Genomic DNA, 25,777 nt, shown 5'->3' on the forward strand with positions numbered 1-25,777 from the left:
CCATCGCGAGGCGAGGAAATGCTTCTTCAATACACTAGCGAATCACCCTAATTTGAGAATGTGATTCTCAAAATCCGCCATGAATGTCGATCCCATTCTTCTTGACGCCCACAGCCTGAAGATTCTTTTCGAGCTGCAGCGCGATGCGCGCCAGACCGTGCAGCAGATCTCGGAGGCCGTCGGGCTGTCGCCCACGCCGTGCTGGAAACGCATCAAGGACATGGAGGCGGCCGGCGTGATCCGCGGCTACACCGCGGTGATCGACCGCGAGAAGGTGGGCCTGCATGTCGCCGCGGTGGCGGAGGTCAACCTCGACCGGCACAGCGAATCGCAGGTGCAGCGCTTCGAGGACGCGGTCGCCGCGAGCCCGCAGATCACCAGTTGCGTGTCGGCCACCGGCCCGGCGGACTACATCCTCACGGTGCTGGTGCAGGACATGAAGCACTACGAGCGCTTCCTGCACGAGACCCTGTTCAGCCTGCCCGGCGTGACGCACGTGCGATCCAGCATCGTGCTGCGGCAGGTCAAGTCGGAGGTGGCGCTGCCGATCGAGCAGGTGCCGCAGTCGTCGGCCGGGGCGGCGCGCGGCCGGCGGCGCTGAGGGATCGGGCAGTAGCATGCAAGCGAGCAACACCACCTGACCATGAGCGCTCATCTTTCACTCTACCCACCGATAGAGCCCTACGACAGCGGCCTGCTCGACGTCGGCGACGGGCACGCCGTCCACTACGAGCGAGTGGGCACGCCGGGCGGCAAGCCGGCGGTCTTCCTGCATGGCGGACCGGGAGGAGGCATCTCGCCCGACCATCGCCGGCTGTTCGATCCGTCGCGCTACGACGTGCTGTTGTTCGACCAGCGCGGTTGCGGACATTCGACGCCTCACGCCGCGCTGGAGGCCAACACCACCTGGCATCTGGTCGCCGACATCGAACGCCTGCGCGATCTCGTGGGTGCCGAGAAGTGGCTGGTGTTCGGCGGTTCGTGGGGGTCGACGCTGGCGCTGGCCTATGCGCAAAAGCACCCGGAGCGAGTCAGCGAGCTGGTGCTGCGCGGCATCTACACCGTCACGAAAGCCGAACTCGCCTGGTACTACCAGTTCGGCGTGTCGGAGATGTTCCCGGTCCAGTGGGAACGCTTCCAGGCACCAATTCCCGAGACAGAGCGCGGCGACATGATCAGCGCCTATCGCAAGCGCCTCACCGGCGCTGACCCTGAACGGCAGATCGAGGCAGCCAGGGCCTGGAGCCTCTGGGAGGGCGAGACCATCACGCTGCTGCCCGACCCTTCCATTTCGGCCGCGCACGGCGACGGGCATTTCGCGTTGGCCTTCGCCCGCCTGGAGAACCATTACTTCGTGCATGGCGCCTGGCTGGAGGATGGCCAACTGCTGCGCGATGCCCACCGGCTCCACGGCATCCCCGGGGTGATCGTGCATGGCCGCTATGACATGCCGTGCCCGGCGCGTTACGCCCATGCCTTGCACAAGGCCTGGCCCGGCGCCGAATTCCATTTGGTCGAAGGGGCCGGACATGCCTGGTCGGAGCCGGGCATCCTCGATCAGCTGATCCGGGCCACCGATCGCTTCGCGCGTTCCTGACACGGAACGGCGACACGCCGTCGCGCCCGCCCTCTTGCCCATCGGCCCGTCCGGATGATCTCTGTGCCTGTTTGAGAGGCATCGCGTTGGAAGGCAAGCCTGGAGCCGATTCCCGGGGTTGCCCCTGCCGTTGTCCACAGGGCTGTCCACGGGGTCGGTGGAGAACAAGGTCCGGCCCTCGCGTGCATCCGGGCAAGTACAGACAAAAAAATGGCCCCTTGCGGGGCCATTCTGGAGGAGAGGGAGGGATTCGAACCCTCGGTACTATCGCTAGTACGCCTGATTTCGAGTCAGGTACATTCGACCACTCTGCCACCTCTCCGGTGTCTGTCGAGCCTGCGATTATAGCAGAGTCCGGAATGCGCTTTTTCAGCCGCGCAGCACCTCGATGCCGCCCAGATACGGCCGCAGCGCGGCCGGCACCTTGATCGAGCCATCTTCGTTCTGGTGGTTCTCCAGCACCGCGACCAGCGCCCTGCCCACCGCCAGGCCCGATCCGTTCAGCGTGTGGACCAGCTCGTTCTTGCCCTGCGCGTTCTTGAAGCGAGCCTGCAGCCGGCGGGCCTGGAAGGCTTCGCAGTTGGAGACCGAGCTGATCTCGCGGTAGGTGTCCTGCGCCGGCAGCCAGACCTCGAGGTCGTAGGTCTTGGTCGAGCCGAAACCCATGTCGCCGGTGCACAGCAGCACCACGCGGTAGGGCAGCTCGAGCGCCTTCAGCACGGCTTCGGCGTGGCCGGTCATGGCTTCCAGCGCCTCGTAGCTCTTGTCGGGGTGCGTGATCTGCACCATCTCGACCTTGTCGAACTGGTGCTGGCGGATCATGCCGCGCGTGTCGCGCCCGGCGCTGCCGGCTTCCGAACGGAAGCACGGCGTGTGCGCGGTCAGGCGGATCGGCAGCTGCGCCTCGGCCACGACCTCGTCGCGCACGAAGTTCGTCAGCGGCACTTCGCTGGTCGGGATCAGGTACAGCGCCGCATGATCCGGCGCGGGCTCGCCGTCCTGGCCGCCCTTCTTCGCTGCAAACAGGTCGCCTTCGAACTTGGGCAGTTGGCCGGTGCCTCGCATCGAGTCGGCGTTGACGACGTACGGCACGTAGCACTCGGTGTAGCCGTGGTTCTCGGTCTGCAGGTCGAGCATGAACTGCGCGAGCGCGCGATGCAGCCGCGCGATCGGGCCCTTCATCACGGTGAAGCGCGAGCCCGCGAGCTTGGCGCCCATCTCGAAATCCAGGCCCAGCGGCGCCCCGAGATCGACGTGATCGCGGGGCGCGAAGCCGAGCGCGGTCGCCGCGGCGCCCTCGCCGCCCTGTGGGCTCCAGCGCCGCACTTCGACGTTGGCATGCTCGTCCTCGCCGACCGGCACGCTCGCGTGCGGCAGGTTCGGCACGGCCAGCAGCAAGGCCTGCAGCTCGGGCTGGATCGCCTCGAGCCGGACGGCCGAGGATTCCTGCTCGGCCTTCAGCGCATTGACCTCGGCCATCAGCGCATCAACCGATTCGCCCTTGGCCTTCAACGGCCCGATCTGCTTGTTGAGCACGTTGCGACGGGCCTGCAATTCCTCGGTGCGGGTCTGCAGGGTCTTGCGCTCGGCCTCGAGGGCGCTGAACGTTCCGACGTCGAGGAAGGTCTGGTTCTTCTTGCGGGCTTCGAGGCGGGCAACGACCGAAGCCAGGTCCTTGCGTAACAGAGTGATATCGAGCATCGCGTGATTTTAGGTCGGCGCCGGGCCGCCCCAAGCCGACCTGCGGCCCCCTCGGGGGCAGCGACACACGAAGTGAGGAGCGTGGGGGCATTGACGTGGGCGTAGGATCGTTCACCCTCCCCACCGTTCCACCAAGGAGTTGCGATGCAAGCCTATCTGACCTTCAACGGCAACGCGGCCGAGGCGCTCGCGTTCTATGCCCAGGCCCTGGACGGCAAGATCCTCTTCAGCATGACCTTCGGCGAAAGCCCGATGGGCGCCGAAACGCCGGCCGACCACAAGGGCAAGATCATGCACGCCACGCTGGAGGCGCGCGGCCACCAGCTGATGGCGTCCGATGCACCGCCCGGCTACCCCTTCAAGGGCTACCAGGGTTTCTCGCTGTCGGTCCAGGCCAAGGACGTGAAGGAAGGCGGGAAGCTCTTCAATGCGCTGGGCGCCGGCGGCAAGGTCACGATGCCCTATGCACCGACCTTCTGGTCGACCGGCTTCGGCATGCTCGAAGACAAGTTCGGCGTGCCCTGGATGGTCAACTGCGAACAGCAGCCCGCCCAGGCCTGATCGACGTCAGTTCAGCGTCGCCGGGTCGACGTTGGCGCCGCAGACGATGAGGCAGACCTTCTCGCCCTCGCTGGGCACATAGGCACCGCTCTGCAGGGCCGCCAGCGGCAGGGCCGCAGCCGGCTCGACCGCCAGCTTCAGCTCCTTCCACAGCCAGAGCTGGGCGGCGCGGATCGCCTCGTCCGACAGCAGCAGCGCATCGCCCACATGGCGCTGCGTGATGTCCCAGGCGATCGCCCCGATGCGCCGCGCGCCGAGCGAATCGGCAGCGACGCCGCCGACCTCGACATCGACCGGCTCGCCGGCCTCGCGCGCGCGCACCAGGGTCGGCGCGCGCTCGGGTTCGAGCGCCACCACCCGGCTGCGGCGTTCGAACCAGGCCGCGAGGCCGCCGATCAGGCCGCCGCCGCCCACGCTCACGAGCACCGCATCGGGCAGGCCGCCCTGGCGCTCGATCTCGCGCCCCAGCGTGCCGGCACCGGCCACCACCTCGGGCTGGTCGTAGGCATGCGTCAGCAAGGCGCCGGTTTCGCGCTGACGCTCGAGGCAGGCAGCCAGCGCGTCGGAATAGGCCTCGCCGCCGACGACCACCTTGGCGCCGAGCGCGCGCAGCCGGGCCCGCTTGGCCTCGGGCGACATGGTGGGCAGGAAGACCTCGCAGGGCACGCCCAGCGCCTGCGCGGCCGCGGCGGTGGCGATGCCGGCATTGCCGCCGGACGCGATGATCGCGCCGCTGGCCGGAATCTCGTTGGCCAGCAGCCGGTTCATCATCCCGCGCGCCTTGAAGCTGCCGCTGGCTTGCAGATGCTCGAGCTTGAGCCAGACTTCGACGCCCGGCGTCTCCACGCCAAGCGCCCGGCCCGAGAGCTTCCACAGCGGCGTCTCGCGCAGGAAATGCGGCGCCCGTTGATGGATCCGGCGCGCGGCCGCCTCGACGTCCCCGCGCCAGTCGTGCTGAACGCCGCCGCTCACGAGATGTGCCCCGGTGCGGGGATGTCGTCGAGCTTCAGGCCCTTGGGGAGCGGAAACTTGAGGGTCTCCTGGATGCCGTCCATCTTGCGCACCGAGACCGCGCCGAGCGCCTTGATGCGATCGATCACCTCGCGCACCAGCACCTCGGGCGCCGACGCGCCCGCCGTGAGGCCGACGCGGCCCTTGCCCTCGAACCATTCGGGCCGGAGTTCGGCGGCGGAATCGACCATATAGCTTTCGGTGCCCAGGCGCTGCGCGAGTTCGCGCAGCCGGTTGCTGTTGGAACTGGTCGGGCTGCCGACCACGATGACCAGGTCGACCTGCGGGCTCAGCAGCTTCACGGCGTCCTGCCGATTCTGCGTCGCATAGCAGATGTCCTGCTGCTTGGGCTCGCGCACGCTCGGGAAGCGCGCGCGCACCGCGGCCGAGATCTCGGCCGCATCGTCGACCGAGAGCGTGGTCTGCGTGACCACCGCAAGCTTCTCGGTCTGGGCCGGCGCGACCTGCGCCACGTCCGCCACGTCTTCCACGAGATGGATGCCGCTGGACAGCTGCCCCATCGTGCCCTCGACCTCGGGATGCCCCTTGTGGCCGATCATGATGAACTCGTAGCCTTCCTTGGCGAGCTTCGCCACCTCGACGTGGACCTTGGTCACCAGCGGGCAGGTGGCGTCGAAGACCTCGAAGCCGCGCTCGCGCGCTTCGGCCTGCACGGCCTTGCTGACGCCGTGGGCGCTGAACACCAGCGTGGCGCCCGGCGGCACGTCGGCCAGGTCCTCGATGAAGACCGCGCCCTTGGACTTGAGCTCGTTGACCACGTAGGTGTTGTGCACGATCTCGTGGCGCACGTAGATCGGCGCGCCGAACTTGGCGATGGCGCGCTCGACGATCTCGATCGCGCGGTCGACGCCGGCGCAGAAGCCGCGCGGCTCGGCGAGGATGACTTCTTCGATCGCCCTCACAGCACGCCGATCAGCTTCACCTCGAAGGTCACGGGCTGACCTGCGAGCGGATGGTTGAAGTCGAAGCGCACCGCGGTCTCGTTCGACTCGACGACCGCGCCCGCATAGCTGCCGGTGCCGTCCGGCGTGGGGAACTGGACGACATCGCCGACCGCGTACTGTTCGTCGGGATCGCCGATCTGCGTCAGCAGCTTGCGCGCGACCCATTGCTGCATCTCGGGATTGCGTTCGCCGAAAGCTTCCCCGGGCGGCAGCTCGAAGGTGGCATGCGCGCCTTCCTCCATGCCGATCAGGCGCAGTTCGACCGCCGGCGAGAGTTCGCCGGTGCCCAGCGACAGGGTGGCGGGCTTGTCCTGGAAGGTGTTGATGATGTCGCCCGCGGGGCCGGCCAGCCGGTAGTGCAGCGTGAGAAAGGAGCCGGCGACGACGGCAGCGGCGGTGGAGGTCGAAGACAAGGTGAGAGCCCGATAGACTGGGACCCCTATTTTAGGGAGTGGGGGCAGAGCCTCCGATGCGCCATGTCTTTCAAGGACCTGCCGGCCGGCGCGCGGCCGCGCGAAAAGCTCATGGCGCTCGGCCCCGCTGCGCTGGCCGACGCCGAACTGCTGGCGCTGCTGCTGCGCACCGGCATGCCCGGCAAGAACGTGCTGCAGCTCTCGCAGGAGCTGCTGGACCGCTTCGACGGCCTGGCCGGCCTGCTCCATGCCGACCTCGACGCCCTGAAGACCGTCAAGGGCCTGGGCGGCAGCGCCAAGCGCGCCGAACTGGCGGCGGTGCTCGAACTGGCGCGCCGCGCCTTGGCGGAGCAGCTCAAGGCAGGCGCCGTCTTCGATTCGCCCGGCGCGGTGGCGCACTACCTGCAGCTCCACCTGGCGGCGCGGCCGCACGAGGTCTTCGCCGCCCTCTTCCTCGACGCCCAGCACCGCCTGATCGCGATGGAGGAGCTGTTCCGTGGCACGCTGACGCAAACCAGCGTCTATCCGCGCGAGGTGGTCACCCGGGCGCTGCACCATCACGCCGCCGCCGTGGTGCTGGCGCACAACCATCCGAGCGGCTCGGTGGAACCCTCGCGCGCCGATCAGTCGCTCACCCAGACGCTCAAGGCCGCGCTCGCGCTGGTCGACGTGCGCGTGCTCGACCACGTGATCGTGGCCCGCGGAGCCACTTTGTCGATGGCCGAGCGCGGCCTGGTCTGAGTACGATGTTCCACCCACGAATCAGAAACTAAATGTAAAAATGGCCTGCTCGGCCGACAATGCCGAGACCCAACGAAGCAAAGGTGCCCGTGGAAGACATATTGATCGTCGACGACGACCCGTCAGTCCGAAAACGCCTGGAACGCGTGGCCGTCCAGGCCGCCCCCCAGGCCCGCTGCGCCATGGCGGGCTCGCTGGCCGAGGCGCGCGAGCAGCTGGCGCAGGGTGGCTTCGACCTGGCCCTGCTCGACATCGGGCTGCCCGACGGCAGCGGCCTCGACCTGCTGCCCTGGATGCAGGCCCATGCGCCGAAGGTGGATGCCGTGGTGGTCTCCAGCCTCGGCGACGATGCCACCGTGCTGCAGGCGATCCGCGGCGGCGCCGTGGGCTACCTGCTGAAGAACGGCAGCGACGTCGAACTCGAGCTGTCGCTGGGCAGCATGCAGCGAGGCGGCGCGCCGATCGACCCGGTGATCGCGCGGCGCATCCTCCAGCTCATGGCCGCGCCGCAACCCGGTCCGACTCCCCTTGCTAACATGCACGCGGCGCCGGCGACCTCGGCTCCTGCCGAGTTGAGCGCGCGCGAGATGGAAGTGCTGCAGTTGGTGGCGCAGGGCCACAGCAATCGCGAGATCGCCCGCAGCCTCTCCCTGTCCATCAACACTGTCGAATGCCACGCCAAGAACATCTACCGCAAGCTCGCGGTGCGGTCACGCGCTGGCGCGGTCTACAGCGCGCGGGCGCACGGCTTGCTGCCCTGATCCGCCGGACGGGCCCGCTGCTGGCCTGCCTGTTCATCGTCACCGCAGCCCACGGTGCCGAGCCGACGCTGGCAGGCGCCGGCTTCGAGCGCATCGAGGCGGTCCGCTCCGACTGGGCCGCCGGTTCTCCGCCCGCCGACGGCTGGACGCCCGTGACGCTGCCGGACAGCTGGTCGACCCGCTGGCCCGGATTCGACGGCGTGGTCTGGTATCGGCTGCGCTGGACCGAAGGCACCGACCCCACCCGGCTGCGCCCGCTCGGGCTGCTGGTCGAATACATCAACATGGCCGGCGCCAGCTACCTCAACGGCAGCCTGATCGGCCGCGATGCCAATCTCCTGGAGCCGCTCTCCCGGTCCTGGAACCTGCCTCACTTCTGGCTGCTCGATGCGCCGATGCTGCGCCCCGGAAGCAACGAGCTGCTGATCCGTGTCTCGGGCATCTCCACCTATCAGGCGGGGCTCGGCGCAGTCACGCGCGGCGAGCCCGCCGCGATGCGCGCGGCCTTCCGTGAGTCGATCCTGACCCGCCGGACCCTGCCGCTGCTCGGCATCGGCCTGACGCTGGTCATGGGCGTGTTCTACAGCATGCTGTGGCTGATGCGCCGCAGCGAGCGCTCGTACGGCTGGTTCAGCCTGTTTTCGCTGCTCTGGGTGCTCTACTCCTGCAACTACGTCGCGCTCGACACCTGGCCGTTCGCCAGCACCGAAGCCTTCCAGCGCGCCAACCACGTGGCGCTGCTGGCCAGCATCCTCTGCTTCTTCCTGTTCGCGCTCCACTTCTGCGAGCTGGCACGCCCACGGCTGCAACGGCGGGTGCTGCTGGCCGGCGGCGCCGCGCTGGCGGCCGTCATGGCCATGCCGTCGGCCTGGCTGGGCCCGGTCCGCGACGCCACCGTGCTGGGCGCGCTGCTCATCTACTTCGCCAGCTGCGCGGTCATCGTGAAGCACGCCTTCGCCTCGCGCCGGCTCGAGGTCGCGGTGCTCGCGGTCTGCCTGCTGCTGCCGGTCGCAGCCGGCGTCCACGACACCTTGATCTTTCTCGAGTGGCTGCCCGGCACCCGCTACTACGTCGCGCTGTCGTCAAGCGCCACGCTGCTGGGCATCTCGTTCGCACTGACCTGGCGCATGGTCAAGGGCATGCGGCTGGTGGAGCACTTCAATGCCGAGCTGCGCCAGCGCGTCGACGAGGCCACCCGGCGCCTGGCCGATGGCCTGAGCCGCCAGCATGCGGCCGAGCTGGTGCAGACCCGGCTGACGGAGCGGCTGAGCCTGGTGCGCGATCTGCACGACGGGCTCGGCATGACCCTGAGCAGCCACATCCACACGCTGGGCAATCGGTCCGAAGGCGACGACGACGTCGCGCTGTGGGCGCTCAAGGAGGTCAATGACGACCTGCGCCTGATCATCGAGAGTTCGGCCTTCGACGACACCGACGAACTGGCCGAGCGGCTGGCGCCGCTGCGCCACCGCAGCACCCGTTTGCTGGAGGCCGCCGACATCGAATGCAGCTGGCAGCTCCAGGGCCTGCAGAGCTGCCGCCTCGGCGGCAAGCGCGACCTGGACTTCCTGCGCGTGCTTCAGGAAGCGCTGGCCAATGTGCTCAAGCACAGCGGCGCCACCCGGGTCGACGTGCGTATCGAGACCATCGACGGGCAGTTGACGCTCGTGATCCGCGACAATGGCAGGGGCTTCGCGGCCGACGCCGCATCGCACCAGGGCGGCAGCATGGGACTGCAGAACATGCGAACGCGCGCCGCGCGCCTGGGTGGCACGCTCGAGATCCGCTCCGGGGCCACCGGAACCACGCTGGAGCTGCGCTGTCCCATTGATTCCGCGGTCACCGCCTGAACCCGTTTCTGCCGACTACCCATGCCCGCCAAACCCAGCAGCCTCAAGAGCCTCGCCGACCTCAAGAAGGTGCAGCGCGCGCTCGCCGAGCAGCGCGAGCGCGAGGCCGTCGAAGCGGCCGCGCAGGCCGCCGCGCGGACACAGCGGCTGGCCGAACAGGACCTGTTCGCGCGCGCCATCGGTGCGACCCAGCCGCTGCGCAAGAGCGCCACGGTGCCCCTGGCGCCGGAGCCGCCAGCGCCGATCCCGATCCAGCAGCAGCTGGACGATCAACGCGTGCTGCGCGAGTCGTTGTCCGACGAGTTCGACGTCAGCACCCTGCTCGACGCCGACGATGCGATGAGCTTCCGACGGCCCGGCATCCGCACCGACGTCACGCGCAAGCTGCGCGCCGGCGAATGGTCGATCCAGCGCGAGATCGACCTCCACGGCATGCGCAGCGACGAGGCCCGCGAGGCGCTCGGCGGCTTCATCCGCGAGGCCTGGAAGCAGGGCGTGCGCTGCGTGCGCGTGGTGCACGGCAAGGGCCTGGGCTCGCCGGGCAAGCAACCCGTTCTCAAGGCCAAGGTGCAGCGCTGGCTGATCCAGAAGAACGAGACGCTGGCCTTCGTCCAAGCCAAGCCATCCGAAGGCGGCGGCGGGGCGCTGGTGGTGCTGCTGGCGCCGTCGCGGCGCTGATGCGGGGGCGGACTATCCGCCTTTGTTCCGCATCCAGTCGGCAGTCTGGAAGAACGACCCGCGCAGGCGCTCGCGCAGATCCTCCGGCACCCCGGTCTCTCCCATCGCCTGGTCCATGCAGGCCAGCCACTCGTCGCGCTCGCGGATGCCGATCGTGTGGCCGCCGATGCTCTGAGGCAGGTGGCGCGCGCGCAGCATCGGATGGCCGAAGCGGTCGGTGTAGTGCTGCGGGCCGCCGAGCCAGCCGCAGAGGAACCAGAACAGGCGCTGGCGGGCGTTGTCGAGCGAGCTGCCGTGCACCGCGCGCAACTGCGCGTAGGCCGGCTCGAGGTCCATGAGGTCGTAGAAGCGTTCGACCAGCGCGTGGACCGCGGGTTCTCCGCCGATCCATTCGAACGGGGTGTCGAAAGGCGGTTTGTCCTGGATTTGCATGGGCTCCATTGTCCCAAGACTTGAGGCACCATCGCAGCCATGGCCGATTCATCCCCCTCCTCCAGCAGCGAAAAGTTGCCCGTGATCAACGTCTCGGCCCTGGTCGCCGGTGGCGCCAGGCGCGAACAGGTGGCCGCGCAGATCGGCGCCGCCTGCCGGGCCCACGGCTTCTTCTACGTCACGGGCCACGGCGTCGACGAATCCCTCGCGCAGCGGCTCGAGGACCTGAGCCGCCGCTTCTTCGCGCAGGACGAGCCGACCAAGATGCGCTGGCGCATGGCCCTCGGCGGCCGCGCCTGGCGCGGCTACTTCCCGCTCGCCGGCGAACTGACCTCGGGCCGGCCCGACTGGAAGGAAGGCCTCTACCTGGGCACCGAGCTGGCCGCCGACCATCCGCAGGTGCGCGCCGGCACGCCGGTGCACGGCCCCAACCTGTTCCCGGACACCGAGGGCTTGCGCGACACCGTGCTGGCCTACATCGATGCGGTCACGCAGCTCGGGCACCGGCTGATGGAAGGCATCGCGCTGAGCCTGGGCCTGCCCGCCGGCTACTTCGCCGAACGCTACACGGCCGACCCCCTGATCCTGTTTCGCATCTTCAACTACCCGACCCAGGCGGTGCCCGAGGGCATGGACGTGCAGTGGGGCGTCGGCGAGCACACCGACTACGGGTTGCTGACGATCCTGCGCCAGGACACGGTGGGCGGACTGCAGGTGCGCACGCCGGACGGCTGGATCGAGGCGCCGCCGGTCGCGCAGTCCTTCGTCTGCAACATCGGCGACATGCTCGACCGCATGACGGGGGGCCTTTACAAGTCGACCCCCCACCGCGTGACGCGCAACACCTCGGGCCGCGACCGGCTGTCGTTCCCGCTCTTCTTCGACCCGAACTTCGAGGCCCGGGTCCGGCGCATCGAGGGCCTGGCGGGTGCCGCGGCCGCGGACGACAGCGCCCAGCGCTGGGACCGCGCCAACGTGCACGCCTTCAACGGCCGCTATGGCGACTACCTGCTCGCCAAGGTGTCGAAGGTCTTTCCCCAGCTAGGCGACGAGGTCCTGTAGCCAGGCGGCGCGCTGCAGCCTGTACAGCTTGTGCGGACGCAGCGCATGGCCGACCGGCAGCGCCGGGTGTTCGAAGACACCGTCGGCCCGCATGCCGAGCCGTTGCATGACCGCCTCCGAGGGCAGGTTCGGCACCGCCGTGAAGGCCACGATCTCGGGCAGGTCGAGGCGCTCGAAACCGACGCGCAGCGCCGCGCGCGCCGCCTCGCTCGCATAGCCCCGGCCCCAGAAGGCATGCGCGAGCCGCCAGCCGATCTCGACGCAGGGCGAGAACGGCAGGTCCGGCCTCGGCACGTTGAGGCCGACGAAGCCGGCCAGCGCCCCGCTGGCGCGTTCTTCGGCCGCCCAGAAGCCCCAGCCCCATTGTGCGATGCCCTCGGCGCAGCGCTCGGCCATCGCGTCGCTTTCCTCGCGCGAGAGCCGCGCGGGAAAGTACCGCATCACCCGCGGGTCCGCATTGAGTGCCGCGAAGGCTTCTCGGTCGGCCGCCCGCCACTGCCGCAGGCGAAGCCGCTCGGTGTCGAACTCGATGCATTCCGCCATCTCGGGATGCCCTATTCCGCCGCCTGCCGCAGCGTCGCCACCACCGGCCGCCGCAGCACCTCGCGCAATCCCCACCAGCCGGCCGCGAGCGCCAGCACGGCGCCCGCGAGCGCGCCCGCGATCGGCACCAGCGGCGAGGCGGTCCAGGTGAAGTCGAACACGAAGCGCGCCAGCGCCCAGCCGATCACGGAAGCAACGATGCTGGCCAGGAAGCCGGCGAGCAGCCCCACGCCCACGAGTTCGGCGCGCTGCACCTGCCGCAGCAGGCTGGCCCGCGCGCCCACGGCGCGCATCACCGCGAACTCGCGCGCCCGCTCCTCGCGCGTCGCGGTCACGGCCGCGAACAGCACCACCAGCCCGGCCGCCAGCGTGAAGCCGAACAGGAACTCCACCGCCCGGATCACCTGGTCGAGCACGCGCTGCACCTGTCCGATGGTGGCGCTCATGTCGACGTTGGTGACGTTCGGGTAGCTGCGCACCAGCGCGTTGTCGAAACCCTTCACCTCGGGCGCGCGGAAGGCGCCCATGTAGGTGACGGGCACGTCGGCCAGCGCCGCGACCGTGTACATGACGAAGAAGTTGGCGTGCATCGAGCCCCAGTCGACCTTGCGCAGCGAGGTGATGCGGGCCTCGTTCTGCTGGCCGCCGATGTCGAAGCGCAGGCTGTCCCCGAGCTTCAGTCCCAGCGTTTCGGCCAGCCCCTCTTCGACGCTCAGTTCGCCCGCCGCGTCGGGTTTCCAGGCGCCCGCGGTGATCTGGTTGTGCGGCGGTGCCTTGGCGCTGTTGCTGAGGTTGAACTCGCGGTCGACCAGCCGCTTGGCGCGGTCCTCGCTGTAGTCGTCGGGCGAGACCGGCTTGTCGTTGATCGCCACCAGCCGGCCGCGGATCATCGGGTACCAGTCGAACTTCTGCACCCCGCCCGCGCGCAGGCTCCTCTGGAAGGCCTCGCTCTGGTCGGGCATCACGTTGATCACGAAGCGGTTCGGCGCATCGGGCGGCGTGGCCTTGCGCCAGCTCGCCACCAGGTCGGTGCGCAGCAGCACCAGCAGGATCAACGCCAGCAGGCCGACCGCCAGCGCGCTGACCTGGACCACCGCATAGGCGGGCCGCGCCGAGATCTGCCGCGTCGCCAGCACCAGCCAGCGCGGCGCGGTGGTCTCGTTGACGCTGCGGCGCAGCACCCACACCGCCAGCCAACTCAGGAGCGCAAACACGGCCACCGCCGCGGCGAAACCGCCGACCGCGATCAGCCCGAGCTTGAGGTCGCTGCTGGCCGCGACCAGCAGCGCCGCGAAGCCGGCCACGCCGAGTCCGAGCACCGCGATCGAGGCCGGCTTCAGGTTGCCGACGTCGCGCCGGATCACGCGCAAGGGCGGCACCCGGGCCAGCTGCAGCACCGGCGGCAGTCCGAAGGCGAACAGCAGCGTGAGCCCGACGCCCAGACCGAAGGCGACCGGCCAAAGGGTCGGCGCCGGCAGCGCACTCTCGACCAGGCCGGCCAAGAGCAGCACGAAGACGTAGTGCACGCCATAGCCGATCGCCACGCCGATCGCGCTGGCGAGCAGGCCGATCGCGGCGAACTCGAAGGCGTAGGCGGCCGCGATGGTGCGCTGGCTCTGTCCCAGCACGCGCAGCATCGCGCAGTCGTCGAGGTGGCTGGCCGCGAAGCCGCGCGCCGCCAGGGCCACGGCCACGGCCGACAGCAGCGCCGCCAGCAGCGCCACCAGGTTCAGGAATTTCTCGGCCCGGTCCATTGTCTGGCGCATCTCGGGGCGGCCGCTCTCGAAGGACTCGAGCCGGGCGCCGCGCAGCTCGCCCTTCTTGATCGCCGCATCGACGGCGTCGCTGAAGCGCTTCACCGCGGCGGCCTCCCCCGCCACGGCGAAGCGGTAGCTCACGCGGCTGGCCGGCTGCACGAGCCCGGTGCGGGCGATGTCGGCCTGGTTCAGCATCACGCGCGGGGCGAAGCTCATGAAGCCGGCGCCGCGGTCGGGCTCCAGCGTGATCACGCGCGCGATGCGCAGGCCGGCGTCGCCCAGCAGCAGGGTGTCGCCGACCTTGAGCGCAAGCGAATCCAGCAGCGGCCCGTCGACCCAGGCCTCGCCGGGCGCCGGCACCTCGCGCGTCGCCTGGCCGGGGCCTTCGGCGCCGAGCGCCACCTGCACGCTGCCGCGCAGCGGGTAGCCGGCCGCGACGGCCTTGAGCGCCACCAGCTTGGTGGCGCCGCCTTGCGCCTCGCTGGCACGGGCCATGGTCGGGAAGCCGTAGGTGCTGGCGCCCTGCAGGCCCAGGGCCCGCGCGCGCTCGACGAAGGCCGGCGGCGTCGGGTTGTCGCTGGCCAGCACCGCGTCGCCGCCCAGCAACTGGCGCGCATCGCGCTGCAGTCCGCCCTTGAGCCGGTCGGCGAAGAAGCCGACCGCGGTCAGCGCGGCCACCGCCAGCAACACGGCGACGATCAGGAGACGGAGTTCGCCGGCGCGAAGATCGCGCCAGAGCGTGCGCCAGCCGAGGCGAAGAAAAGCTTTCATGGGCCCGACGATAGCCGAGCCGCCGGTGCCCGCGAAATCGAAGGATTTAGGGCGTGTTCACCCTATTTCCAGGGATCGCGTTGCGCGGCCCAGGGGCTGGATGCAAGGCGCGCGTGCGCAGCAAGGCTTTCGCCTTGCAAGCGCGGGCAACGCCGCAGACGGCCCCTTGGCCGGGCAACCCGAAGGGAAGGCATGCCAAGGCGTGCCACTCCGCGTTGCACTCCTTGCATGTGCCAACGCACATGCGGCGTCGCGCGCCTTGATTGGCCCGCCTTGGCATGCCTTCGCGACCCTGGAAATAGGGTGAACACGCCCTAGACCGTGCCTGCGACCTTGGCGCCGGCCAGTTCCGGCTGCAGCACCAGCCGCTCGGCCCCGGCGAAGCAGAGAAAGCGACGGTTCGTCGCCCGCCCGATCGCGCACAGCCCGACCCGCACCGCGACCTCGTGCCCCATCTGCGTGATGCCGCTGCGCGAAACGACGATCGCCACGCCCATCTGGGCCGACTTGATCACCATCTCGCTGGTCAGGCGCCCGGTGGTGTAGAACACCCGCGCACCGCCGAGCTGCGACGGCGACTGCATCGCGATCCAGCCGGCGATGGTGTCGATCGCGTTGTGGCGGCCCACGTCCTCGACGAAGCACTGCATGCGGACCTGCTCGTCGGCCTCGAGCGTGAACAGCGCGCAGCCATGCACCGAGCCGGCCGACTTGTAGGTGCTCTCCTGGAGCCGGATCGCGTTGACCAGCGCATAGAGCTGCGCCTGCGTCATGCGGGTGCCGGGCAATTGCAGGCGATCGATGCCGGCCATCAGTTCGCCGAACACGCTGCCCTGGCCGCAGCCGGTGGTCACCACCTTCTTCGCGGTGCGCTCCTCGATGCGATCGATGCCTGCGTGCGTCCGGACGGCCGCGGCGCCGACGTCCCAGTCGACCGTGATCGATTCGACGTCCGCCGCCGATTCGATCAGCCGCTGGTTCAGCAGATAGCCCAGCACCAGCAATTCGGGCTGCGCGCCCAGGGTCATCAGCGTGACCAGCTCGCGGCGGTCGACGTAGATCGTGAGGTCGCGTTCGGCGGGGATCGAGACCCGGCCCGACTCGCCATGCTCGTCGACGACCTCGACCTCGCGCGTGAGCGGTGCCCGGGCCTGGGTCAGCCGCGGCAGCGTCACTTCTTGGGTGCGGGATTGGTCTCGGCCGAGGTCTGGTTCGAGCTCGGCGGCGAGGCCGCGGTGGTCGCCGGCGAGTGCGCGCCCGAGGCTTCGATCGGCTTGGCCTCCTCCGCCGGCGGGGCGAAGGCGAACGGACCGGGGTCGGTGCAAGGCGGCGTCGGCGTGGCCGGCGCGAGCTGCCGGCCGGCCGCGGTCGCCTCCTCGCGGTAGCGGGTCGCGACGCGGGTCTGCGCCTGGCACAGCTGGAAGGTGTCGACCTTGGCGCTCCAGGCGGTCTTGGCCGCGGTTTCGGCCGCCTTGGCCTTGGCTTCCGGCGTCGGGGTCGGGGCGGGCAGCTTGGCGAAAGCGGCCGGCGCAGCGGCCAGGCCGGTCACCAGGCCGACGGCCAGGGCGCAATGGGTCAGCAGCTTCTTCATGAGGGACTTCCTTCGATCCGGATGCCGGATGCCGGCGCGGCGGCACGCGCCTCGGCGCTGCGCTCGGCCGGAATCTTGCCGGCGGCGATGTCGTTGTACCAGAGCGCATGGTGCTCCCTGGCCCAGGTCTCGTCGACATAGCCGGTGCGCATCGCCTTGTACGCGCCCTTCATGCCCAGCGTGCCGATGTAGATGTGGCCCATGATCAGCGCCATCATGCACAGCGTCGCGACCGCATGGATCATGTGCGCGATCTGCATCTGGCCGCGCGTGTAGACGAAGCCGGGCAACAGCTTGTCGAGGAACAGGCCGGAGCCGATCACGATGCTGCCGAGGAACAGCACGCCGCCCCAGAACACCACTTTCTCGCCGGCGTTGAAGCGGTCCGAGGGCGGTTCCTCGCCGCCGAACAGGCCGCCGCCTTTCCTGATCCAGTCGAGGTCGTTCTTGCGCGGCCAGTTGCTGCGGATGAAGGTGAAGACCATGAACAGCATCGTCACCACGAACAGCGGCCCGACGAAGTTGTGCACGGTCTTCAGCGCGTAGGTCAGATAGCCGAACAGCGAGCCGCCCAGCACCGGCAGCAGGAAGAACTTGCCGAAGGCCATCACGATGCCGGAGATGGCCAGCACCACGAAGGCGATCGCGTTGGACCAGTGCGTGGCGCGTTCGAAGGGCGTGAAGCGCTCGATCTTGCGGCCGGTCTCCTGTCCGTGCAGGCCGATCGGCCCACGCGTGAAATAGAAGATCGCCAGCGCCAGCAGCGTCACGAAGAGCAGCGCGGCGCCGTACGGAATGATCCAGTTGTTGCGCACCTGGCGCCAGGCTTCGCCGGCGTTGGTGTAGAGCGAACCCGGGTACTTGACGAAGCCCTGGATCAGGTTGCCCGCCTCGGGCGCCTCGCTGGCCGGCAGGCTGCTGAAGCCGGTCAGGCCGCCGCTCACCTGTCGCCACATCGGCGCGTTGTTGCCCGGCTGCACGCGCTGGCGCTCGCCGTTGGTCTGGTTCAGGTAGTTCGGGTCGGCGCTGGCCTCGGGCTTGACCTCGAAGATGTTCTGGCTGCGGATGCCGCCCGTGGCCGGCGCAGCGACAGCAGCAGCCGGCGCCGGGCTCGCCGTGGCCGGCGCCTCGGCGACCGCGCCGGCCGCCACCGGATTGGCGCCCTGGGCCATCGCCACGGCGCCGCCGCCGAACACGGCAGCGAAGACGAGGGCGTGAAGAACTTGTCTCATGCGGCCTCCGCTTCAGTTGATCCGCGTGTATTCGTTCTGGCCGTTGAGCGCGCGTTGCTTCAGGTGCTCCTGCCAGGAAGCACGGTCACCCACCTGCCAGCCCGGCGCGGTGAAGGCGGTGCCGGTGTTGGCCTGCGCGCCGGTGCCGGTCCAGGGCGCGGCGTCCAGCCGGACGCCATGCGCATTGGTCTGCGGTTTTTCGGAGCAGGCGCCCAGCAGCAGCGCGGCGGCGAGCAGCGCCGCGGAGGTCCAGACGCGCTTCATTTCGTGCCTCCGTTGTTCGGCGTGCCGGCCTGCTGCGAGCCGTAGGCGGTGCCCCAGCCCCAGACCTCGGCGCCCTTGCCGCGTGCCACCACGCGGGTGCGGAAGATGTCGGCCACGACGTCGCCGTCGCCGGCCAGCAGGGCCTTGGTCGAGCACATCTCGGCGCAGGCCGGAAGCTTCCCTTCGGCCAGGCGGTTGCGGCCGTACTTCTCGAACTCGGCCTCCGAGCCGTTGGCCTCGGGGCCGCCGGCGCAGAAGGTGCACTTGTCCATCTTGCCGCGGGCACCGAAGGTGCCCTGGGCCGGGAACTGCGGTGCGCCGAAGGGGCAGGCGTAGGAGCAGTAGCCGCAGCCGATGCAGACGTCCTTGTCGTGCAGCACCACGCCCTCATCGGTGCGGTAGAAGCACTGCACCGGACACACCGCCATGCAGGGCGCATCGGAACAATGCATGCAGGCCACCGAGATCGACCTCTCGCCCGGCACGCCGTCATTGAGCGTGACCACGCGGCGGCGGTTCACGCCCCACGGCACCTCGTTCTCGTTCTTGCAGGCCGTGACGCAGCCGTTGCACTCGATGCAGCGCTCGGAATCGCAGACGAACTTCATTCTTGCCATGGGGATTCCTCGTTATGCCTTCTCGACGTTGCAGATCGTCGTCTTGGTCTCTTGCATCATGGTGACGCTGTCGTAGCCATAGGTGGTGGCGGTGTTGATCGCCTCGCCGCGCACGATCGGGTGCGCGCCCGCCGGGTAGTAGGCAAGCATGTCCTGGCCCTGCCAGTGGCCCGAGAAGTGGAAGGGCATGAACACCGTGTCGGGTCCGACCCGCTCGGTCACCAGGGCCTGGACGTTGAGCCGGGCGCCCGTCGGCGTGTGGACCCAGGCCCGCTCGCCGTTGCGGATGCCCTTCTCGGCGGCCACCTTCGGATTGATCTCGATGAACATCTGCTGCTGCAGTTCGGCCAGCCAGGGGTTGGAGCGGGTCTCCTCGCCGCCGCCCTCGTACTCGACCAGGCGGCCGGAGGTCATCACATAGGGGAACTTCTCGGCGACCTTGTCGGCGATGTTCTTCTGCTGGATCGTCTTGTAGAGCGTGGGCAGACGCCAGAACGCCATCTTGTCGTCGTGTGTCGGGTACTTCACCATCAGGTCGGGCCGATTGCCGTACAGCGGCTCGCGGTGCTGCGGGATCGCATCCGGGAAGTTCCACACCACGGCGCGCGCCTTGGCATTGCCGAAGGGATGGCAGCCGTGGTTCTTCATGAACACGCGGATCATGCCGCCCGAACTGTCGGTCTTCCAGTTCTTGCCCTCGGCCTTGGTCTTCTCGACCTCGGTGAGTTCGTCCCACCAGCCCAGCTTCTTGAGCAGCAGGTGGTCGAGCTCGGGGTAGCCCGTGGTGATCGCCGCGCCCAGCGAATGCGATCCGTCCTCGGCCAGCAGGTTCTTGCCGTTGCGCTCGACGCCGAAATTGGCGCGGAAGTTGCCGCCGCCGTCCATCACGTGCTTCGAGGTGTCGTACAGGTTCGGCGAGCCCGGGTGCTTGAGTTCGGGCGTGCCGTAGCAGGGCCACGGCAGGCCGAAGTAGTCGCCCGCGATGTCGTAGCCGTTGACCTTGTCCTTGACCGAGCCCTTGGCCCGCAGCGTACGGACGTCGAAGGCGGCCATGTTGCGCATGTGGGCCTGCAGGCGCTCGGGGCTCTGCCCGGTGTAGCCGACGGCCCAGCAGCACTTGTTGATCTCGCGCAGGATGTCGTCGGGCACGGGCTCGTCCATGCCCTTGACCTTCTGCATCTTGTAGTTCTTGCTGAGCTCCTTGCCGAAACCGAGCCGGTCGGCGAACTGCTGCATGATCATGTGGTCGCTGCGGCTCTCCCAGAGCGGTTCGATGACCTTCTCGCGCCACTGGAGCGAGCGGTTCGACGCCGTGACGGAGCCGCTGGTCTCGAACTGGGTGCAGGCCGGCAGCAGGTAGACCGCGCGGTTGGGGTTCTGGTCTTCCGGCCGGCCCGGCATCGCGGCCATCGCCGCGGTCGCCGACGGATACGGATCGACCACCACCAGCAGGTCGAGCTTGTCCATGGCCCGCTTCATCTCGAGCCCGCGGGTCTGGGAGTTCGGCGCATGGCCCCAGTAGAAGACGCCGCGCAGGTTCGAGTCCTGGTCGATCAGCTCGTTCTTCTCGAGCACGCCGTCGATCCAGCGCGACACCGTGATGCCGGGCTTGGTCATCATCGCGGGCGAGGCGAAGCGGCCCTTGATCCAGTCGAAATCGACGCCCCAGGTTGCTGCGAAGTGCCTCCAGGAGCCTTCGAGCAGCCCGTAGTAGCCCGGCAGCGAGTCGGGGTTCGGGCCGACGTCGGTGGCCCCCTGCACGTTGTCGTGACCGCGGAAGATGTTGGTGCCGCCGCCCGAGGTGCCGACGTTGCCCAGCGCCAGCTGCAGGATGCACGAGGCGCGCACGATCGCGTTGCCGATCGTGTGCTGGGTCTGGCCCATGCACCAGACGATGGTGCCGGGCCGGTTCTCGTTGAGCCAGGTCGCGACCTTCAGGACCTGCGCCTCCTTCACTCCGCAGGCCTCCTCGACCTTGTCGGGCGTCCACTTGGCCATCACCTCGGCGCGCACGTCTTCCATGCCGAAGACGCGGTCGTTGAGGTACTTCTTGTCTTCCCAGCCGTTCTTGAAGATGTGATAGAGCAGGCCGAAGAGGAAGGGGATGTCGGAACCCGAGCGAATGCGCACGTATTCGTCGGCCTTGGCGGCGGTGCGGGTGAATCGCGGGTCGACCACGATCATCTTGCAGCCGTTCTCCTTCGCATGCAGCATGTGCAGCATGCTCACCGGATGCGCCTCGGCCGCGTTCGAGCCGATGTACATCGCGACCTTGGCGTTGCGCATGTCGTTGTACGAATTCGTCATGGCGCCGTAGCCCCATGTGTTCGCCACGCCCGCGACCGTGGTCGAGTGGCAGATGCGCGCCTGGTGGTCGCAGTTGTTGCTGCCGAAGAAGCTCACGAACTTGCGCATCAGGTAGGCTTGCTCGTTGCTGTGCTTGCTGGAGCCGATCCAGTAGATCGAATCGGGTCCGCTGGCCTTGCGCAGCTCCACCAGCCTGGCCGTGATCTCGGTCAGGGCCGTGTCCCAGCTGATCCGCTCGTACTTGCCGTTGACCAGCTTCATCGGGTAGCGCAGCCGGTACTCGCCGTGGCCGTGCTCGCGCAGCGCCGCGCCCTTGGCGCAGTGCGCGCCGAGGTTGATCGGCGAGTCGAACACCGGCTCCTGCCGCACCCAGACGCCGTTCTCGACCACGGCATCGGAGGCGCAGCCGACCGAGCAGTGGGAACAGACGGTTCGCCGGACTTCGATCTTGCCGGCGCCGATGGCGGTCGCCTGGCCCTGCATGGCGTCGGCCTTCTTGATCAGCGAGAGCTGGCCGGCCGCGAGGCCGACGCCCACGCCGAGGCCGGAGCGGCGCAGGAAGGCGCGCCGGTCCATCGTCGGCAGCGCGTTCGACAGGCCGCGCCTCAGGCTGTGGACGAAAGGCGAGGAGGAGGAACGGGCGTCGGTGCCGTCACGCGCGGCGGCGGGCGCTTTCTTGGTCAATAGCATCGTGGGCTTTCGTGCTCAGGCAGACGCGGTCTTGTAGTAGCGCTTGACGTGCTCGCTCAGCGAATAGCCGCCACCCTTCTCGGGGGCGGGCGGGAGCGCGGAAGCAGCGGTCGCGGCGCCAGGCGCCTCGACGACCTTGGGCAGCACGGTGACGGCGGCTGCGGCTGCGCCGACAGTGGCGGCGCCGAAAAAGAATCCCCGGCGGGAGGCCGGTCGGGGGCCGGCAGATTGGCTGTCCTGCATGACGTCTCCAGGAGTGGCTGACTGAACGAGATATGAAACCAGTTACATATCTTTGAATACTAGTTCAGACCCAGAGGACCGGGATCGGAAATATCCCTCGGTCTCAGTGCGACATGTCGAAGCCCTGGCTCTCCACTTCCGAAAAGGCGCGGGTAAGACCGGCCAGCGCGGCATAGAAGCGGGCCCGGGGATGCACCGAGACCGCCTCGCACATCGCGGGCAGCCAAGCTTGCAAATGAGTAGAAAAGAATACTTTTTGTTGCGTTAAATTGGCAACTTCCACATCGTCGCCCGCGATCAGGTACCGCATGACCTCGAACAGGCAGGCGACGTGGTCCTCGGACTCGGACACCGATTCCTCACGCGCCAGGCCGAGGCGGTCGAGGTCGTTGCGCAACTGGGCCAGTGGCTTGTCGTTCAGGAAGCCGCTCAGGTAGTGCGAGCCGAACAGGTAGACCTCGGGCTTGCCGATGCCGCCGAACAGGGCGTCGTATTCGGCGCGCGCTTCGGCCAGGCCGGTGCCTCGCGCCATGCCGACCAGCTGGCGCCACGGTTCCTCCAGGAAGGCGCCGGCGGCAGGCGCCTCGGTCGGCGCCACCTGGAAGGCCTCGAGCAGTTCAGCGTCGGGCGCGGCGTACCAGAGGCGGGCCAGCAGGCCGTAGAGTTCGGCACGCGCGACCTCTTCGTCGAGCGCGGAAGTGACGGGAATTCGCTCGTTCATGTTCATAGCGGCGTGATCTTCATTTCGTTCTGCGCGCTGTAGAGGTCGATGACGCGGCAGTCGCTGCACATCTTGAGGCGTTCCAGCGCCTCGCCCTGGAACATCGCATGACCGGCCAGCTTGCCGAGCATGGCCTCGATCGCCTTCTCGGTACCGAAGGGCTTGCTGCAGCGGATGCAGACCCAGGGCCTGGCCTCGTTCAGCACCACCGGCTGCTTGCGTTCCGGCGCCGCAAGCAGCCGCGGCACGAGCGAGATCGCGTTCTCGGGGCAGGTGGTCTCGCACAGGCCGCATTGCACGCAGTTCTTCTCGATGAAGCGCAGTTGCGGTGCGTTCGGGTTGTCCTGCAGCGCGCTGGCCGGGCAGGCGCTGACGCAGGCCAGGCACAGGGTGCAGGCGTCCTTGTTCACCGCGATGCCGCCGAAGGGCGCCCCCGCGGGCAGCGCAATCGCGAGCGGCGCGTCGGTGGCCGGGCTGCGCAGCGCCGGCGATTCTTCCATCAGGTGGTCGAGCGCCAGCTCGAGCGTGCTGCGCTTCTCGGCGCCGACCGCGAAGCGGGCCGGCTTCGCCGGCCGCTGTTGGCGGCTCGCGCCCAGGCCCGCGAGCGCGGCATCGAGCACCTCGGGCGTCGCGGCCTCGATCAGCCGGAAATGCGTGCCCATGTAGCCCAGCCCGCGAAGCAGCGATTGCGCGATGTCCATCTGCTTCCCGAGCGCGGCCAGGTAGGTCGGCGCCTCCTCGCCGGTCGCCAGCACCAGCACCTGCGAGGCGCCGAAGGCCACGGCGGCCAGCCACAGATCGATGCCGGTGCTCGCCGCATGGAAGAGCCCGACCGGAATCACGTTCGCCGGCACGCCGTGGGCGCGGCCGAGCTGGGCCTGGCGGCCCAGTTGCTCGACCAGGGCCTGGCCGTCTTCCTGGCTGTGCAGCAGCAGCGCGGCATCGCGGCCGCCCGCGCCCGCGTAGGTGGCGAGCAGCGTGCGCAGCTTCAGGCCCTGGTGCGGTGCGCGCGGATAGGTGTAGCCCAGTGCGCCGGTCGGGCACACGGTGGTGCAGGCGCCGCAGCCGACGCAGAGGTTCGGATTGACGACGATGCGCTGGCGCTCCTTGTCGCTCGTGACCGCGTGCGCCGAGCAGACCTCGATGCAGGCGTTGCAGCCGACGACCTCGTTGCGGCTGTGGGCGCAGAGCTTCTGCTTGTAGTCGAAGAACTTCGGCTTCTCGAACTCGCCGACCAGTTCGCGCAGGCGCAGCAGCGTCTGCAGGCCGCGCGCATGCGCCAGGCCGCCGGGCAGATGGAAGTAGCCCTGCGGYGGCGCGTGCCAGTCGATGACCGGCAAGGCGCCGAGGTCGAGCACCAGGTCGAAGGCGCCGTCCAGGCGCTGCGGCGCACGATCGAAGCGGATCGCGCCGGCCACGCTGCAGGCGCGCTCGCAATCGCGGTGCGACGTGCACTTGCCCAGGTCGATCTGGTAGTCCAGCCCGATGGCCTGTTCGGGGCACGCCGCCACGCAGGCATTGCAGCGGGTGCACAGGTCGAGATCGATCGGGTTGTCGCGCGTCCATTGCAGCTGGAAGGCGCCGAGCCAGCCGGCCAGCGACTCGAGCCGGCCGGCGAGCACCGGCCAGCGCCGCTCCTGGGCGCCGCCGAGCATGCCCGGCCCCTGGGACAGGATCGTGACCTCGAGGCTGTCGCCGACCAGCGCCGCAGCCTTCTCGGCTTCGTCGAGCGCGCCGATGATCAGCAGCCGGCCCTGGCTCGCGTAGCCGACGGTCGCGACCGGGTCCGGCTCGGGCAGGCTGGCGGCGGCCAGCAGCGCGGCGATCTTCGGCATCGCGGTCCGCGCGTCGCGGCTCCAGCCGCCGGTCTCCCGGATGTTGACGAAACGGATCGGCGAGGTGGCATCGGGCGTCTGCCCGGCCAGCTCGCCGAAGAGGCGCTTCTCCTGCGTGCAGGCGAGCACCACCTCGTCGCCGGACTGGATGGCGCGCTGGAAGGACGCCGCTTCGCGGCGGCACAGGGAGGAATGGAGGGGCAGGGTTTCAGCCAGTGCCGTCCCGAGCGTCTTCGGCTCGAGGGGCATCGTCTGGTTGCAGTCGCAGATCAGCGTGGTGGTCATCGGTCGGTTGGCTGGCTGGTTGCGCAACGGCAACCGGCGGGCTGGGGGGGTCTCCCGGATCGGACTGTGCCACGTCGGGCAATCCATCGTTTCCGGGAGTTTCTTCGGGCTCTTCCTCGAAGAGCTTCAGGAACTTGGCGCTCGCCATCTGGCGCAGCACGCTGTCGGGCAAGGGCGAGGGCTTGGCGTAGTCGTCGATGTAGGTGTCGAGCCCATCCATCACGTTGAAGTGCGGATCGGCAAAGAGCTTCCTGAAGGCGGCGTTCTTGACTTCCGGCGCCACGCCCTCGGCGACGAAGGGCTTGAAGTCCGAATCGCTGTCCAGCGCCTGCACATCGGCCAGCGTGAGCGGCGGCGGGGCCTCCGCGGCCGGCGGGACCGAAGGCGGCGGCCCGGGCGGCGCGGCGGGTTCACGCGCCTCGTCTTCGGCCATGGCCACCGGCTCGGGAGGCACTTCGCCCGCGCGCACCTGCTGCTTGCGTCGCGACCAACGATCGAAGAAGCCGTCAGACATCGCCGGCCCCCCTGCCCCGCTTCTTCTCGGTCGACACACTCGCGGCGTTGCCGAAGCGGTCCACCAGCGGCCGGAAGCTCTCCGGCCGCTTGCGCTTCTTGGGCTCGACCACGTAGTTCGCCTGCACGAAGTCGCGCAGCCATTCCAGCACTTCGGGCGGGGCCGGCACCTGCTCGACGGTTTCCTGCGCGTCCAGCCAGCGCCCGGCCTCGTAGTAGCTCAGGGTCACGACCACCGGACGGGGAATCGGCTCCGGGCCCAGGGTCGCTGCCTCGTCCATGCGCCAGAGCACGAACCAGCAGGGTGCCGGCGTGGTCGCGTTGAGGTGATAGCCCTCGGCCTCGTCGCGGAACAGCTCGACCTTGAAGCCGGGATGCAGCCAGGACTGCTCGCCCTGGTCGTCGCGCAGCAGCCGGGGCCCGGTGCCGAAGCCGGGCTCGTCGGGCACGACCGCATCGAGCGTCCAGCGCCAGGGCTGCCAGTGGCTGGACGGTCCGTGAAGCCGTTCGCGCCGCATCACCACCGCGACGTCGAGCGTCGGGCGGGGCGCGGCCGGAGAGGTTTCAGGGTTCGTCATGGGGGCGACGATAGCCGATGCCGGAGCGCCCCCGCGGCTGCCGCGTGTATGGCCGCGT

26 protein-coding genes and 1 tRNA gene are annotated in these 25,777 nt (G+C 69.1%); 8 read left to right on the forward strand and 19 right to left on the reverse strand.

Features of this window, described 5'->3' with window-relative positions:
* Nucleotides 1–79: 79 nt before the first annotated feature.
* Together AB4Z46_RS20695 and pip are read left to right on the forward strand one after the other, a co-directional pair.
* On the forward strand, nucleotides 80–601 hold the full coding sequence (locus tag AB4Z46_RS20695; RefSeq protein ID WP_442285416.1) for an Lrp/AsnC family transcriptional regulator: 522 nt from the start codon (nucleotides 80–82) through the stop codon (nucleotides 599–601).
* A gap of 42 nt (nucleotides 602–643) precedes the next feature.
* Entirely contained in the window at nucleotides 644–1,597 is a 954-nt protein-coding gene (pip, locus tag AB4Z46_RS20700) for a prolyl aminopeptidase (RefSeq protein ID WP_442285417.1), read from the forward strand.
* Nucleotides 1,598–1,829: 232 nt separating this feature from the next.
* Here pip and AB4Z46_RS20705 read toward each other — a convergent pair.
* Both AB4Z46_RS20705 and serS read right to left on the reverse strand, forming a co-directional pair.
* A tRNA-Ser gene (locus AB4Z46_RS20705) sits at nucleotides 1,830–1,919 on the reverse strand.
* 47 nt (nucleotides 1,920–1,966) lie between these two features.
* Complete coding sequence (gene serS / locus AB4Z46_RS20710; protein ID WP_442285418.1) at nucleotides 1,967–3,298, reverse strand: serine--tRNA ligase; 1,332 nt, start codon at nucleotides 3,296–3,298, stop codon at nucleotides 1,967–1,969.
* A 144-nt stretch (nucleotides 3,299–3,442) separates the two neighbouring features.
* On the opposite strand from serS, the gene AB4Z46_RS20715 reads away from it, so the two are divergent.
* Nucleotides 3,443–3,859 (forward strand): VOC family protein, encoded by a 417-nt coding sequence (locus tag AB4Z46_RS20715; protein WP_442285419.1) that lies wholly within the window; start codon nucleotides 3,443–3,445, stop codon nucleotides 3,857–3,859.
* A 6-nt stretch (nucleotides 3,860–3,865) separates the two neighbouring features.
* Here the strand turns inward: AB4Z46_RS20715 and AB4Z46_RS20720 are convergent, their stop codons facing one another.
* From AB4Z46_RS20720 to AB4Z46_RS20730, 3 genes are read right to left on the reverse strand one after another with little or no spacing between them, the layout of a single operon-like run.
* Nucleotides 3,866–4,831 carry a threonine/serine dehydratase gene (locus AB4Z46_RS20720; RefSeq protein WP_442285420.1) on the reverse strand — a complete coding sequence of 322 codons (966 nt, stop codon included), beginning with the start codon at nucleotides 4,829–4,831 and terminating at the stop codon, nucleotides 3,866–3,868.
* Nucleotides 4,828–5,793: a 4-hydroxy-3-methylbut-2-enyl diphosphate reductase gene (gene ispH, locus AB4Z46_RS20725; RefSeq protein ID WP_442285421.1), complete on the reverse strand. Its 966-nt coding sequence runs from the start codon at nucleotides 5,791–5,793 to the stop codon at nucleotides 4,828–4,830. The genes AB4Z46_RS20720 and ispH overlap by 4 nt, the downstream gene beginning before the upstream one ends.
* Nucleotides 5,790–6,248, reverse strand: a complete 459-nt coding sequence (locus AB4Z46_RS20730; protein WP_442285422.1) for an FKBP-type peptidyl-prolyl cis-trans isomerase — start codon at nucleotides 6,246–6,248, stop codon at nucleotides 5,790–5,792. The genes ispH and AB4Z46_RS20730 overlap by 4 nt, the downstream gene beginning before the upstream one ends.
* A 63-nt stretch (nucleotides 6,249–6,311) precedes the next feature.
* Between AB4Z46_RS20730 and radC the strand changes: the two genes are divergently transcribed.
* The 4 genes from radC to AB4Z46_RS20750 all read left to right on the forward strand — a co-directional run bounded on the left by radC (nucleotide 6,312) and on the right by AB4Z46_RS20750 (nucleotide 10,278).
* On the forward strand, nucleotides 6,312–6,989 hold the full coding sequence (radC, locus tag AB4Z46_RS20735) for a RadC family protein (protein ID WP_442285423.1): 678 nt from the start codon (nucleotides 6,312–6,314) through the stop codon (nucleotides 6,987–6,989).
* An 89-nt stretch (nucleotides 6,990–7,078) separates the two neighbouring features.
* A complete protein-coding gene (locus AB4Z46_RS20740; protein ID WP_442285424.1) occupies nucleotides 7,079–7,750 on the forward strand; it encodes a LuxR C-terminal-related transcriptional regulator in 672 nt (223 codons plus the stop codon).
* Nucleotides 7,660–9,600, forward strand: a complete 1,941-nt coding sequence (locus tag AB4Z46_RS20745; protein WP_442285425.1) for a sensor histidine kinase — start codon at nucleotides 7,660–7,662, stop codon at nucleotides 9,598–9,600. Before AB4Z46_RS20740 ends, AB4Z46_RS20745 begins: the two co-directional genes overlap by 91 nt.
* A gap of 21 nt (nucleotides 9,601–9,621) precedes the next feature.
* Nucleotides 9,622–10,278 (forward strand): Smr/MutS family protein, encoded by a 657-nt coding sequence (locus tag AB4Z46_RS20750; RefSeq protein WP_442285426.1) that lies wholly within the window; start codon nucleotides 9,622–9,624, stop codon nucleotides 10,276–10,278.
* Between the two features lie 12 nt (nucleotides 10,279–10,290).
* Here the strand turns inward: AB4Z46_RS20750 and AB4Z46_RS20755 are convergent, their stop codons facing one another.
* Nucleotides 10,291–10,710, reverse strand: coding sequence for a group II truncated hemoglobin (locus tag AB4Z46_RS20755; protein ID WP_442285427.1), 420 nt, complete (start codon nucleotides 10,708–10,710; stop codon nucleotides 10,291–10,293).
* Between the two features lie 39 nt (nucleotides 10,711–10,749).
* Here AB4Z46_RS20755 and AB4Z46_RS20760 point away from each other — a divergent pair, with 39 nt between their 5' ends.
* A complete protein-coding gene (locus AB4Z46_RS20760) occupies nucleotides 10,750–11,772 on the forward strand; it encodes an isopenicillin N synthase family dioxygenase (protein ID WP_442285428.1) in 1,023 nt (340 codons plus the stop codon).
* On the opposite strand, the gene AB4Z46_RS20765 is transcribed toward AB4Z46_RS20760, so the two are convergent.
* The 13 genes from AB4Z46_RS20765 to AB4Z46_RS20825 all read right to left on the reverse strand — a co-directional run bounded on the left by AB4Z46_RS20765 (nucleotide 11,752) and on the right by AB4Z46_RS20825 (nucleotide 25,719).
* On the reverse strand, nucleotides 11,752–12,315 hold the full coding sequence (locus AB4Z46_RS20765; protein ID WP_442285429.1) for a GNAT family N-acetyltransferase: 564 nt from the start codon (nucleotides 12,313–12,315) through the stop codon (nucleotides 11,752–11,754). The genes AB4Z46_RS20760 and AB4Z46_RS20765 overlap by 21 nt on opposite strands.
* A gap of 11 nt (nucleotides 12,316–12,326) precedes the next feature.
* Nucleotides 12,327–14,843: an ABC transporter permease gene (locus AB4Z46_RS20770; RefSeq protein WP_442285430.1), complete on the reverse strand. Its 2,517-nt coding sequence runs from the start codon at nucleotides 14,841–14,843 to the stop codon at nucleotides 12,327–12,329.
* A gap of 314 nt (nucleotides 14,844–15,157) precedes the next feature.
* Nucleotides 15,158–16,018, reverse strand: a complete 861-nt coding sequence (locus AB4Z46_RS20775; protein ID WP_442285431.1) for a formate dehydrogenase accessory sulfurtransferase FdhD — start codon at nucleotides 16,016–16,018, stop codon at nucleotides 15,158–15,160.
* Nucleotides 16,015–16,434 (reverse strand): hypothetical protein, encoded by a 420-nt coding sequence (locus AB4Z46_RS20780; RefSeq protein ID WP_442285432.1) that lies wholly within the window; start codon nucleotides 16,432–16,434, stop codon nucleotides 16,015–16,017. Before AB4Z46_RS20780 ends, AB4Z46_RS20775 begins: the two co-directional genes overlap by 4 nt.
* Nucleotides 16,431–17,666, reverse strand: a complete 1,236-nt coding sequence (locus AB4Z46_RS20785) for a formate dehydrogenase subunit gamma (RefSeq protein ID WP_442285433.1) — start codon at nucleotides 17,664–17,666, stop codon at nucleotides 16,431–16,433. The genes AB4Z46_RS20780 and AB4Z46_RS20785 overlap by 4 nt, the downstream gene beginning before the upstream one ends.
* 12 nt (nucleotides 17,667–17,678) lie before the next feature.
* A complete protein-coding gene (locus AB4Z46_RS20790) occupies nucleotides 17,679–17,930 on the reverse strand; it encodes a hypothetical protein (protein ID WP_442285434.1) in 252 nt (83 codons plus the stop codon).
* Nucleotides 17,927–18,547, reverse strand: a complete 621-nt coding sequence (gene fdh3B / locus AB4Z46_RS20795) for a formate dehydrogenase FDH3 subunit beta (protein ID WP_442285435.1) — start codon at nucleotides 18,545–18,547, stop codon at nucleotides 17,927–17,929. Before fdh3B ends, AB4Z46_RS20790 begins: the two co-directional genes overlap by 4 nt.
* A gap of 12 nt (nucleotides 18,548–18,559) precedes the next feature.
* The gene (locus AB4Z46_RS20800; protein ID WP_442285436.1) at nucleotides 18,560–21,544 is read right to left on the reverse strand and encodes a formate dehydrogenase subunit alpha; all 2,985 of its coding nucleotides are present in this window, start codon (nucleotides 21,542–21,544) and stop codon (nucleotides 18,560–18,562) included.
* A 15-nt stretch (nucleotides 21,545–21,559) separates the two neighbouring features.
* Nucleotides 21,560–21,787: a formate dehydrogenase gene (locus tag AB4Z46_RS20805; protein WP_442285437.1), complete on the reverse strand. Its 228-nt coding sequence runs from the start codon at nucleotides 21,785–21,787 to the stop codon at nucleotides 21,560–21,562.
* A 103-nt stretch (nucleotides 21,788–21,890) separates the two neighbouring features.
* Nucleotides 21,891–22,508, reverse strand: a complete 618-nt coding sequence (locus AB4Z46_RS20810; protein WP_442285438.1) for a TorD/DmsD family molecular chaperone — start codon at nucleotides 22,506–22,508, stop codon at nucleotides 21,891–21,893.
* 2 nt (nucleotides 22,509–22,510) lie between these two features.
* On the reverse strand, nucleotides 22,511–24,592 hold the full coding sequence (locus AB4Z46_RS20815; RefSeq protein ID WP_442285497.1) for a 4Fe-4S binding protein: 2,082 nt from the start codon (nucleotides 24,590–24,592) through the stop codon (nucleotides 22,511–22,513).
* Entirely contained in the window at nucleotides 24,552–25,142 is a 591-nt protein-coding gene (locus AB4Z46_RS20820; protein ID WP_442285439.1) for a DUF3306 domain-containing protein, read from the reverse strand. The genes AB4Z46_RS20815 and AB4Z46_RS20820 overlap by 41 nt, the downstream gene beginning before the upstream one ends.
* The gene (locus tag AB4Z46_RS20825; protein ID WP_442285440.1) at nucleotides 25,135–25,719 is read right to left on the reverse strand and encodes a DUF3305 domain-containing protein; all 585 of its coding nucleotides are present in this window, start codon (nucleotides 25,717–25,719) and stop codon (nucleotides 25,135–25,137) included. The genes AB4Z46_RS20820 and AB4Z46_RS20825 overlap by 8 nt, the downstream gene beginning before the upstream one ends.
* Between the last annotated feature and the right edge of the window lie 58 nt (nucleotides 25,720–25,777).

The sequence above is a fragment of the Variovorax sp. M-6 genome (genome assembly GCF_052114385.1).
Taxonomy (GTDB): domain Bacteria; phylum Pseudomonadota; class Gammaproteobacteria; order Burkholderiales; family Burkholderiaceae_C; genus Variovorax.